This window comes from Micromonospora sp. ALFpr18c (genome assembly GCF_008868155.1).
GTDB lineage: Bacteria > Actinomycetota > Actinomycetes > Mycobacteriales > Micromonosporaceae > Micromonospora.
Map to the genome: position 1 here is coordinate 1 of NZ_WBKR01000197.1, position 11,128 is coordinate 11,128.

Genomic DNA, 11,128 nt, shown 5'->3' on the forward strand with positions numbered 1-11,128 from the left:
CTGCCCCAGATGGTCAGCTTGGTGGCCACCGCCCAGCCGGTCGGCTTGCGCCACTCACGGACCGCCTCGAACAGGGCGGGGAACCCGAGCCCGCCGACGATGGCACCGAATGCCAGCGGCAGCGACACCCACGGATCGCGGTCGAAGGCCAGCAGACCGTCGCTGTAGAGCGCGAAGCCGCCGTTGTTGAACGCCTGGACGGCGTGGAACACGCCCGACCAGAGCGCGTCACCGAACGTGTAGTCGTACGCCCACCACAGCCGGCCGGTGACCAGCGCGGTCATCACCGCCTCGCAGGCGAAGACGGTCACCGCGATGCGGCGCAGCAGCCGGGCCACGTCCCCGATGCCGAACTCGGCCGTCTCGGCCTGCACCAGCAGCCGGTTGCGCAGGCCGAGCTGGCGCGAGACCACGAGGATGACCAGCGCCGCGGCGGTGAGGATGCCGAGACCGCCGAGCTGGGTGAGCAGGGTGATCACCAGGAGACCCCCGCCGGACCAGTAGTTGGGGGTGTCGGTCATGGCCATACCGGTCACCGACACCGCCGAGGTGGCGGTGAACAGGGCGGTGACCAGGGGCGGTCGCTGATGTTGGACGGTGGCCCAGCGCGCCATCAGCAGCGCGGTGCCGAGCAGTATCGGCACCAGGAACCCCAGCGGCACCAGCCGCACGGGGTTGCGGAAAAACCGGCGCACCAGACAATCTTCCTTTTCCGCGCAGGCGTCGGAGTGGGAACGCCCATTCCGGAGATTCACCTGCCGTCCAGACATCGACCAACTCCCGGCCAATCGCGGGCGGTCTGCTATCCGCGGCATTCCCCGATGACAGGAGACGGCGTTGCGACGTACCCTCTCGACCCTCGGCGTGGCCGGCGCGCTGCTCGCCGCCGCCGTGGCCGTGCCCACCATGGCCGCCGCCGGCCCCTCGGCCGAGGCGAACCGCACCCGGGCGGACGACCGCCCGATCGTGATCGGTCACCGAGGTGCCAGCGGCTACCGGCCGGAGCACACGCTGGAGGCGTACCGGTTGGCGATCCGGATGGGCGCGGACTACATCGAGCCGGACCTGGTGTCCACCTCCGACGGCGTCCTCGTCGCCCGGCACGAGAACGAGATCTCCGGCACCACCGACGTGTCGACGCACCCGGAGTTCGCCGCCCGCAGGGCGACGAAGACCATCGACGGTGTCGCCGTGACCGGCTGGTTCACCGAGGACTTCACCCTGGCCGAGTTGAAGACGCTGCGGGCCAAGGAGCGACTTCCGCAGGTCCGCGTCGCGAACACCGCCTTCGACGGCCGCTTCGAGGTGCCCACCCTCCAGGAGGTGATCGATCTGGCTCGGACCGAGGGGCGGGCACGGGGCCGCACCATCGGCATCTACCCGGAGACCAAGCACCCGAGCTACTTCACGTCGATCGGCCTGCCGTTGGAGGAGCCGCTGCTGAAGGTGCTGCGGCAGAACAAGCTGGACCACAAGAACTCGCCGGTCTTCATCCAGTCGTTCGAGACCGCCAACCTGCGTCGGCTGAGCCGGCTCACCGACGTGAAGCTGGTCCAGCTCCTCGACGCCACCGGCCGCCCGTACGACTTCACCGCCGCCGGCGACACCCGCACCTACCAGGACCTCGCCACGGCTGCCGGCCTGAAGTGGATCGCGGGTTACGCCGACGGGATCGGCGCGAACAAGAACCTGATCGTGCCCCGCGACGCCGCCGGCAAGCTGCTCGCCCCGACGAACGTGGTGCGTGACGCACACCGCGAGCGGCTGCTCGTGCACTCCTGGACGTTCCGTGCGGAGAACCAGTTCCTCCCCGTGGACTTCCGGATCGGCACCGACCCGAACGCGCGCGGCGACATCACGGCCGAGTACGAGCTCTTCCTCGGCCTGGGTCTGGACGGCGTCTTCAGCGACCACCCGGACACCGCAGTCGCCGCCCGCGCCGGCCTCGCGCGCTGATACTCGGGCCGGAGCCAACCCGCGTTCATGCGGTCCGTCCGGCCGAGCTACGTCCGACTCGGAGGCTGGCCTGTCGTCCGGTGTTTAGGCGGCAGGCCAGCAGTACTGACTGGGCACTCGGGATGGCAACAGACTCCCTGCAGCAGCAGGGTTAGGAGGAGGCCTTTAGCCGAGGAACACCACCTCGGCGCCCAATATTGAATGCGATCCGATAGACATCAGGAAGGTCGATACGCCCGTTGGCCCGTTTCGTCATTACTCCAAGCCCTACCAATTCCTCAACGAGATCTTGGTAGTTTCGAGGATTCCTAGGGCCTGTTCTTACCTTGGCCGGATCATTTCTCAGATCAATTTCGTCGGCCTGTTCCGTGAGCATCGATCCTAATGACCTCTCACCCCATCGCTCGATGATCGTCTCTAGTTCTGCAGGCACTTGAAGACCCTCTAGCGGCGCAATCGCAAGCTCTACCCATCGCAAGTCTTCAGTGATCTCAGCCACCCTCGTACGGGACGCCTCCTGAACTCCGCGACGAATGCCTTCATAATGAAGAGCTAGCACGTGTCCGGCGTACTGCATCTCAGTCACTTCGACCGCCTTTGTCAGGGCGCGAAGGAAACTTCGAGGGCTCACCTGGCTCAGTCCATCCATTAGATGGTTGGGCAACCACGTATAGGTATGACCCTTGCGATGGTCTGTTCCCATGTAACGACCGGCAATTCGAACGAATAGTTCCTGCTGCGTCTTCCGGTCTCCCGTAAGCTCAGAAGGGGGAACAAAGCGGCGCAAGGCTTCTCCCGGCTCAATCTCTTGTTCGCGCCAGCCGGGACGAATTTGACGAAAAGCCCTTGCGTGTTCGTTCTCCGCGTTTCCCAAATGATGAAACAAGAGGCCGTAGAGGCTAGACTCTGCCCACGTCAGATCTGCTGCATTGGAAAGCAGCTTCGATGCGTCCGCGAAATGAAGCCGTCCGCTCTCGAACATGTCATGACGAATAAACACCTTACCCCGTAGGCTGCGAGTCCTTGTCCGCAGATCGAGGGCCAGCCGAAGTATTCCTGCCACGAGTAGATCTGTTCTACTTCTGTCTGGATGGAGACGTTCTAGGGCGTCGAAGAGAAGCAGGTGAGTCACGCCTGCGTCCGTTGCCGCGCGATCCGCAGCGCTTAGGGATCGTTCAACGGGTTCTGGATTCTCCCGAACCCACGCAACCCGGGCAGCCCACGTTGACAGTCGAGTTACCTCATCGATCTTTAGCGCATACAGTAGGACAGCCATCCAGATCTGCATGGGGTCACTGACGCGATCGGCAAGGTCCGCCAGGATTGCAGGTCCGGGATAGCGATCAGGTGCTAATTCGGAACCAAAAACCGGATGCGTCTCAATTCGGGTGAGGCGCGGCAACTTGTATGCGTCGGCAGCGACCCTCCGCAGTAGTTGATTCTGTAACGCTTTGAACCAAACGGTCTTGCCTACACCCCGAGCCCCCCGGACTACTGTAACCTCTGGCTCTAGCGCCAGCCGGTGACTGCTGGGGGTAAATAGCGTCCTAAGGTTAGGGTCCAGCGTGTCGGCGTCCGCAGCGATGGGAAGCGCAGAGCCGAGCAATTCGCGATACTGCTGGGGAGACAAATCAACGGTCATTGGATATCCTCCGGCGTCCCGACTATGAGCTCGGTCGCACCGTTCACGAAAGATTCGTAGGCAGCGGAAATGAAGTCTTGGTCGATCCAGTCGGCTCGGGTGGCTGAGTCGACGCCAACGAGGTCGGTGGTGAAAGTAATCGATAGAGGTGAGTGTGGAGCCTCGCTATCTCCCAAGGGGGGGCTATAGGCGTCAAAATCACCTGCCGATGCTTCGTCGTACAACGTTTCACTAAATAAGAGATGGGCCTTGTCTCTGAAACCGGCCAGATACTCGACCTCTTTCGAAGCGGGAACCATGGCGGCCACAACTCTCAGCCTGCTCCTTATCGTTTGCGTGAGATGTATGTCAGACTTCCACTGTTGAAACATTTCTGCATAGCCGTTCCATGTCTGGGCGTTGTCGGTGCCAAAGAGCAGGGTGACGTCGCTAAGCTGCGTTATGGCGACAGCGGCCACATCGTGAAGTCCTGCTCTGCTATCTAGCAGCACAACATCGGGCTTACGGCTTCGAACGCGGACTTCTTCGACGCAGAAATCTACGGCGTGCCGAAGGCGGTTGCCGAATATGATTCCGCCGGGAGTTCGCGAACCGGCCCCATTTTCGGGCGCTATATCGATATACGCCCGATTTAGTTTAGGTAAATATGAATAGCCTGGGCGGGGGCGGCCTCCTGCCGGCGCCACCCAGACCTCGCCGTTGCCATCCACTCGAAGGCGGCTGCTGCGCGCTACACAATTAAGTCCTGCGGCGGAACCAACCGCGGATTCAACTAGTATGTCGACCAGGCCATATTCTGGAATCTCTTCCCAGTTCAAGGCCATAGTAGACACGCCTGGAGACTCTAGATCTAAATCAACTATAAGGACGCAGTAGCCCTGCCGGGCCAGGTGTCGTGCAAGAATAACAGTGGCTGTAGACCTCCCGACTCCCCCTTTGAAACCGTAGAGTGTGACTCTGTTGGTTTCTGGGTCGTCCCTTACGTGTCGCCACTCTCGTCCAATGACTCCCCGCTCTAGAAAAGCGAGACGACCAATGCCGCGGCCTGGATCACGGTCTTGAAGAATGAGGATGTCTGCCGCATCGAGTATTGCGTCCGGTGCGAAGAGGTCTTGAGCTATAAGGACTGGATGGTCTGCCACGAACGGCGAACATTGAGCTTTGAGCCGCTCTCTTGCCTCGGCTTGAAGTCCTTCAGGGACTGGCCGTCCCGTAGGATCCGTCAGTACGAGGGTCGCACGACCTAGGAGGTCGCGGACAAGTACGACGTCGATGCCGCGTTCGGAAAGGCCCGTCGCAACTGCGCGGGCTGCGCTCCACGAATCATCGAATCGTACTGAGTCTGGCACCGTCATCGCAGCGTCCCGAGTATTTTAGCGTTTTGTAGATGTCCGAGGATCTGTTGTGCTGCCGCCAGCCGCGCGGCGAGGATTTGGGCGGTTACGGCCGAGCCGTCGCCGTAGCGATCGTTGACTGACCAGCCGATGAATGGGTTGTGCGCAAGAAGTCCAGAGAAGACGGGTCCGCCAGTTCGACCGTTCAGCACCATCTTGACTTCGTCCCACAGTCCTGGGAGATGCCCATGATCCTTCTTCTGGCCGGCTATGGTTGAGTATGGCTTCCCGCTGGTCTGATGCGCCCCGAGAAAGCTGATCAAAATCGCCTTGAGGGCGCATTCGGCGGCGAAGCCCGCAAGATGGTCTGCGTTAGGCAGTCGGCCGCTACGGTGCAGTAGCGCCGCATCATGTAGATGGCGTGTGGCGGCGGAGTCGAAGTTCTGCACAGACAGGAGCCTACGGCCTCTAGCGCAGTGGCCACAGGACCGACCGCGCGTCTGCCGTGTCTAGACGTTAGCCGGCAGCGGGACGGTGGGGCCGGCCCGATGCCTACCCACCCGCCACATAGGTGCCGCGACCGGACTGACCGATGATGAGGTTCCGGTCGTGCAGCAGCGAGAGTGCCCGATAGACCGTGCCGGTGCTGACGTCATACATGTCGGCGAGCTGGCTGGTCGAGGGCAGCTTGTCGCCAGGCTTGAGGTCGCCGGTCCTGATTCGTTCGGCGATCTCGTCGACGATGCGACGAAACGACGGCTGTGCAGTGGGCATGGTGAGGACTCCGGTTGGTTCGGCACCTCTGATCATGCCCGACCTGCTCTAGCAACTGCAATAAGTTGCTCGGTGATTGCGCTGCGGGGTCGACCTACTGCACCTGCTGTAGTAGGTTGCTGGGTGTCCGGCTCTGGTTGGTTCGGCAAACCCTCGGGGCGTGGGCGTGAGATGGGCTCCGGGTTCGTATCGCCGTTTGGGCTGCGGGCGTGGGGCCGGGCGGTCCGGTGGGCGTCCCCTACCCGCACACCGGACCGCCCACCAGGCCGACGGCAGGCCAACAAAGAGCCGACGAGGCGAGGGTGGTGGTTGTGGGCGCGGGGCGGGAGCGGTTCGTGGTGCATCTGCCGGTGGTCGCGGAGGACCTGTCGGGGGCGCTGCGGTTCGCTCGGGCGATCACGAGGGCGTTGGGTTTCCTCGCCGACGTGGACCGGGCCGAGACGACAGTGTCGGAAGAGGATGCTCAGGGCGTACGACATCGGGTTTTCTGTGACCGTCTGCTCGGCGGGCGTCGACGGTGCCCGCGCCCGGCCGACCACGACGGGCCCTGCGGTTGAGCGGGCGGGCCGGATGGCGCGAGGCGACACACGGTTCGGGCGGTCCGTGGGGATTCGGGCTATCGGGGGCGCGGGTCACCGGGTGGTAGTGCGGCCCGCTGTAACCTCCGGCCATCCCCCTTCGGTTACTTGTGTGTTTCTGCCACATAGCTCGTGGGTGACGTCACTTCTAGCGTGAGCCGACAACACAGCATCCTGTCCTCACCTGGAGTCGCGATGACGGTCCGGCACACGCGGCGGGCGTTCCTCTCCGCCGCCACGATGATGGCGGCGGCACTGGCCGCCACGGCCTGTGGTAGCCCGCAGGACACCGCCACCGGCGGCGGCGACAGCGCCGCGCCGGTCAAGGTCGGCCTGGTGTACTCCGAGTCGGGAGCCCTGGCCAGCTACGGAAAGCAGTACATCGAGGGGTTCAAGGCGGGGTTGGACTTCGCCACCCAGGGCACCGGCAAGGTCGGTGACCGGAAGATCGAGCTGACCGAGGTCGACGACGCGGGTGACCCGGCCAAGGCGGTCTCCGCGGCGAAGGACCTGATCGGCAAGGGCACCAAGATCATCGCCGGTTCCACCGCCTCGGGTGTGGCGCTCCAGGTCGCGCCGATCGCGGCACAGAACAAGGTTCTGTTCATCTCCGGCCCGGCCGCCACGGACGCGGTGACCGGCGCGAACAAGTACACGTTCCGCTCCGGGCGACAGTCCTACCAGGACGTGGTGACCGCCAAGTCGTTCATCGGCGACCCGGCCGGCAAGAAGGTCATGGTCTTCGCTCAGGACGGCGCATTCGGCGACGCCAACGAGGCCGCCGTCAAGGCCGTCATCGGTGGTGCGGGCGCCACCGTGAGCAGCGTGCGGGCCCCGGCCAGCGCCACCGAGTTCACGCCGTTCGCCAGCCAGATCAAGTCGGCCAAGCCGGACCTGCTGTTCGTGGCCTGGGCCGGCACGACCGCCCCGGCGATGTGGCAGACCCTCGACCAGCAGGGTGTTCTCTCGTCCACCACGGTCGTCACCGGTCTGGACATCCGTGCCTCGTGGCCGACCTTCGGCGCCGCCGGCGCGAAGATCTCGTTCCTGTCGCACTACTTCGACGGTGCCAGCGACACCGAGGCCAGCAAGGCGTTGAAGGCCAAGGTCAGCACCATCGACCTGTTCCACCCGGACGGCTTCGCCGCCGCCCAGATGGTGGTCCGCGCGGTGCAGGAGGGTGGGGACGACGTCGACAAGATGGTCACCGCCCTGGAGGGCTGGAGCTTCGACGGGGTCAAGGGCAAGATGACCATCCGGGCTGCGGACCACGCGCTGCTCCAGCCGATGTTCCAGGCCAAGCTGACCGGCAGCGGCACCGCCTTCACGGCGACCGCGCAGAAGAGCCTCACCGGTGACGAGACCGCGCCACCGGCCGTGGCCATGAAGGGCTGAGAAATGCTCGCCACCCGCGGTCTGACCTGGCGGATCGGTGAGGTCGCCATCGTCGACAGCGTCTACCTCGACCTGGCGCCCGGGGAGTTCCTCGGCGTGATCGGGCCGAACGGCGCCGGCAAGACCTCACTGTTCAACCTGATCACCGGCCTGCGCCGGGCCACCGAGGGTCGGATCACCCTGGACGGGCAGGACATCGGGGCGCTTCCGCCGCACCGGCGGGCCCGCCTCGGGTTGGGCCGTACCTTCCAGGCGTCCTCGGTCTTCGGCTCGCTGAGCGTGCGGGAGAACGTCCGGCTCGCCGTGCAGGCGCACCGTGGGGGCTCGATGGCACTGTGGCGGCGGGCGGCAGCCGACCGGGAGGTCGCCGCCGCCGCCGACACGGCGCTCGACCGGGTCGGCCTCGCCCACCGGGGTACGGCGCTCGCCGGCACCCTGGCGCACGGCGAGAAGCGCAAGCTGGAGATCGCCCTGCTGCTCGCCGGTGAACCGCGGGTGATGCTGCTGGACGAGCCGATGGCCGGGGTCAGCGCCGAGGACGTACCGGAGCTGGTCGCCGTCATCAAGTCGTTGACCGGTGACAGCGGCCGGGCGGTGCTGATGGTCGAGCACCACATGGACGTCATCCTCGAACTGGCCGACCGGATCGCCGTCATGCACCACGGCGCGCTGCTGGCCTGCGACACCCCGGAGACGGTGATGGCCAACCCCACGGTGCAAGAGGCCTACCTGGGGGAGTCGCTGTGAGCGAACCGATCCTCAGTGTGGAGGACCTGTCGGTCCGGATCTCCGGGCTGCACATCCTCCAGGGGGTGTCCTTCACGGTCGCCCCGACCGGAGTGACCGTCCTGCTCGGTCGCAACGGCGTCGGCAAGACCACCACGCTGCGCGCGATCGTCGGCCTCACCCCGCCCGCCGGGGAGGTCCGCGGCACCATCCGGATGGGCGCGCAGAGCCTGCTGGCCCGGCCCACCCACCGGCTGGTCCGCGGCGGGCTCGGCTACGTGCCGGAGGACCGGTGCGTGTTCGCCGGCCTCACCGTCGCCGAGAACCTGCGGCTCGCCGAGCGGCGCGGCACCAGCCCGGCGTACGACAAGGTCTTCGCGCTCTTCCCGGAGCTGGACCGGCGCGGACGGCAACGGGCCGGTTCGCTCTCCGGTGGGCAGCAGCAGATGCTCGCGATCGGGCGGGTGCTGCTCAACGACAACCGGCTGCTGCTGGTCGACGAGCCGACCAAGGGGTTGGCGCCGAAGGTGGTGACCGAGGTGGCCGAGGTGGTGGAACGGGTCGCGGAGTCGGTGCCGGTGCTGCTCGTGGAGCAGAACCTGGCGGTCGTACGCCGACTGGCCCGCGACGCGGTGGTGCTGGCCGCCGGCAAGGTGGCCTGGACCGGCGACGCCCGTGAGCTGCTGCTGGAGACGGCGCTGACCAAGTCGCTGCTCGGTGTCGGCTCGGCGGAGGTGGCCTCGCCGAGCGCGAGGAGTGAGCTTGCGAGCCCCGCAGTCGCGAGGAAGGACCAACGCTGATGGGCACCGTGATCCTGTTGGCGTTGACCGGCCTGGGTCTGGCGGCGCTGTACTTCCTGGTCGCCTCCGGCCTGTCCCTGGTCTTCGGCCTGGCCGACGTGCTCAACTTCGCGCACGGGCTGTTCCTCGGCGTCGGCGCGTACGGCACCTGGTGGGCGGCGGGCAACCTGCCGGGCGCCGGCTCCGACGGGTTCGGCTTCGTGGTGGCGGTCGCCTTCGGGGTGGCCGCCGGCACGCTGGTGGCGATCCTGGTCGAGTTGGTGCTGATCCGCCCGCTGTACTCCCGCACCATCGAGCAGGTGCTGGTCACCGTCGGTCTGTCGCTGGCCGGCGTGGCGTTGCTCCAGGCGACGTGGGGTGCGGACGCCCGCACCTTCCCGCGCCCCGACTGGACCCGGCAGGTGACCGGGATCCTCGGCGCGCAGGTGCCCAACGGCGGCCTGCTGCTGATCATCGCGGCGGTGCTGGTGCTCGGCGCGATCCTGGCGTTCCTGCGCTGGACCCGGTACGGCCTGGTGATCCGGGCCGGCGTGGAGAACCGGGAGATGGTGACCGCGCTCGGCATCGACGTGCGCAAGGCGTTCACGCTGGTCTTCGCGATCGGTGGGGCGGCCGCCGCGCTCGCCGGCGCGCTGGGCGGGGTCTACTTCGGCACGGTCTCGCCCGGCCAGGGCGGCTCGCTGCTGATCTTCGCGTTCATCGTGGTGGTGATCGGCGGCATGGGCTCGGTGGTCGGCTCCGCGTACGCGGCCGTCGTGGTGGGGCTGGTGCAGCAGTTCGTCAACTACTACGGCACGTCCGGGCTGGGCGACATCTGCGTGGTCGGGCTGTTGGCCGTGGTGCTGCTGCTGCGCCCGCAGGGCATCGCCGGAAAGGTGGCAACGGCATGACGGTGATCGACGCTCCTCCCGCGCAGGTGCCCGACGAGTTGACCCCGCAGCGGGGGCGGTGGCACCGCGTCCGCCCGTTCCTGCCGCTGGTCGCGCTTGTCGTGCTGGCGATCCTGCCGTACTCGACGATCTCGCTACCGGGGATCTTCGAGGGGCCGGTCAACTCGCCCGGCACCCTGCAACTGCTCGCCATCTGCCTGATCTTCGGTGGGCTGGCCGCCGGGTACGACCTGCTCTTCGGCCGGACCGGGATGCTCTCCTTCGGGCACGCGCTGTACTTCGCCGCCGGCGTGTATGGCACCGACATCCTGGTCACCCGGGCCGGTCTACCGCTGTGGCAGGCGGCGCTGTTGACCATCACCGGGGGAACGATCCTCGCGGCGCTGCTCGGAGCGGTGGCGCTGCGCACCGTGGGCATCGCGTTCGCCATGGTCACGTTGGCGTTCGCCCAGGTCGGGGCGATCCTGGTGGCCCGGGACTTCGGTGGGCTCACCGGCGGCGAGGAGGGTTTGCCGCTGGACGTGTCCGGCCTGCCCGCCGGGCTGGTGGGGGTGACCAACACGGTCAACCTGTACTGGCTGGCACTGGCGTACCTGACGCTCGTGGTCTTCGTGGTGCACCGGGTGAGCGGTTCGCCGACCGGTCGGGTGCTCGCCGGGCTGCGTGACGACGAGCGGCGGATCGGTGTGCTCGGGCTGGACCCGTACCGCTACAAACTGGTGGCGTTCACCCTGGCCGGCGGGTTGGCGTCGGCGGGCGGGGTGGTCTACCTGCTGATCGTCGGCGGTGCGTCGCCGCACATCACGTCCTCCGAGCTGACCCTGTCGCTGCTGGTCATGGTGGTGCTCGGCGGGCCGGGCACCCGGTGGGGGCCGGTGCTCGGCGGTGTCCTCTACATGTACCTGGACCACCGGCTCACCGCGTTCGGCACGAGCGACGCGGTCGACAACCTGCCGGCCGTCCTCAGTCATCCGCTGAGCCAGCCCCTCTTCGTCCTGGGCACGGTGTTCATCCTGGCCGTCTACTTCTTCCC

The 11,128-nt window shown here is 66.3% G+C and carries 12 protein-coding genes; 7 read left to right on the plus strand and 5 right to left on the minus strand.

The genetic code is table 11. From position 1 onward, the window contains the following. On the minus strand, nt 1–695 hold a 695-nt coding region (locus F8271_RS25945; RefSeq protein ID WP_305069494.1), incomplete at its 3' end, for a potassium transporter TrkG. Between the two features lie 142 nt (nt 696–837). On the opposite strand from F8271_RS25945, the gene F8271_RS25950 reads away from it, so the two are divergent. Further along, the gene (locus tag F8271_RS25950) at nt 838–1,956 is read left to right on the plus strand and encodes a glycerophosphodiester phosphodiesterase (RefSeq protein ID WP_151492447.1); all 1,119 of its coding nucleotides are present in this window, start codon (nt 838–840) and stop codon (nt 1,954–1,956) included. A gap of 151 nt (nt 1,957–2,107) precedes the next feature. Here F8271_RS25950 and F8271_RS33405 read toward each other — a convergent pair whose 3' ends face one another. The 4 genes from F8271_RS33405 to F8271_RS25970 form a co-directional block, all read right to left on the minus strand. Then, nucleotides 2,108–2,956: a hypothetical protein gene (locus F8271_RS33405; protein WP_225854766.1), complete on the minus strand. Its 849-nt coding sequence runs from the start codon at nt 2,954–2,956 to the stop codon at nt 2,108–2,110. Between the two features lie 638 nt (nt 2,957–3,594). Then, a complete protein-coding gene (locus tag F8271_RS34260) occupies nt 3,595–4,953 on the minus strand; it encodes a tyrosine-protein kinase family protein (protein WP_370461971.1) in 1,359 nt (452 codons plus the stop codon). Beyond that, a complete protein-coding gene (locus F8271_RS25965; RefSeq protein WP_151492449.1) occupies nt 4,950–5,381 on the minus strand; it encodes a hypothetical protein in 432 nt (143 codons plus the stop codon). Before F8271_RS25965 ends, F8271_RS34260 begins: the two co-directional genes overlap by 4 nt. 103 nt (nt 5,382–5,484) lie before the next feature. Beyond that, nucleotides 5,485–5,706: a GntR family transcriptional regulator gene (locus tag F8271_RS25970; protein ID WP_151492450.1), complete on the minus strand. Its 222-nt coding sequence runs from the start codon at nt 5,704–5,706 to the stop codon at nt 5,485–5,487. Nucleotides 5,707–6,008: 302 nt separating this feature from the next. Here F8271_RS25970 and F8271_RS25975 point away from each other — a divergent pair, with 302 nt between their 5' ends. The 6 genes from F8271_RS25975 to F8271_RS26000 all read left to right on the plus strand — a co-directional run. After that, nucleotides 6,009–6,263: a hypothetical protein gene (locus F8271_RS25975; protein ID WP_225854767.1), complete on the plus strand. Its 255-nt coding sequence runs from the start codon at nt 6,009–6,011 to the stop codon at nt 6,261–6,263. 216 nt (nt 6,264–6,479) lie between these two features. Next, nucleotides 6,480–7,679 (plus strand): substrate-binding domain-containing protein, encoded by a 1,200-nt coding sequence (locus F8271_RS25980; protein ID WP_151492452.1) that lies wholly within the window; start codon nt 6,480–6,482, stop codon nt 7,677–7,679. A 3-nt stretch (nt 7,680–7,682) separates the two neighbouring features. Continuing rightward, on the plus strand, nt 7,683–8,426 hold the full coding sequence (locus F8271_RS25985; RefSeq protein ID WP_151492453.1) for an ABC transporter ATP-binding protein: 744 nt from the start codon (nt 7,683–7,685) through the stop codon (nt 8,424–8,426). Then, the gene (locus tag F8271_RS25990) at nt 8,423–9,205 is read left to right on the plus strand and encodes an ABC transporter ATP-binding protein (RefSeq protein WP_151492454.1); all 783 of its coding nucleotides are present in this window, start codon (nt 8,423–8,425) and stop codon (nt 9,203–9,205) included. Before F8271_RS25985 ends, F8271_RS25990 begins: the two co-directional genes overlap by 4 nt. Next, nucleotides 9,205–10,095, plus strand: coding sequence for a branched-chain amino acid ABC transporter permease (locus F8271_RS25995; RefSeq protein ID WP_151492455.1), 891 nt, complete (start codon nt 9,205–9,207; stop codon nt 10,093–10,095). Before F8271_RS25990 ends, F8271_RS25995 begins: the two co-directional genes overlap by 1 nt. After that, a partial coding sequence (locus tag F8271_RS26000; protein WP_151492456.1) for a branched-chain amino acid ABC transporter permease occupies nt 10,092–11,128 on the plus strand: 1,037 nt, incomplete at its 3' end. The genes F8271_RS25995 and F8271_RS26000, both read left to right, overlap by 4 nt.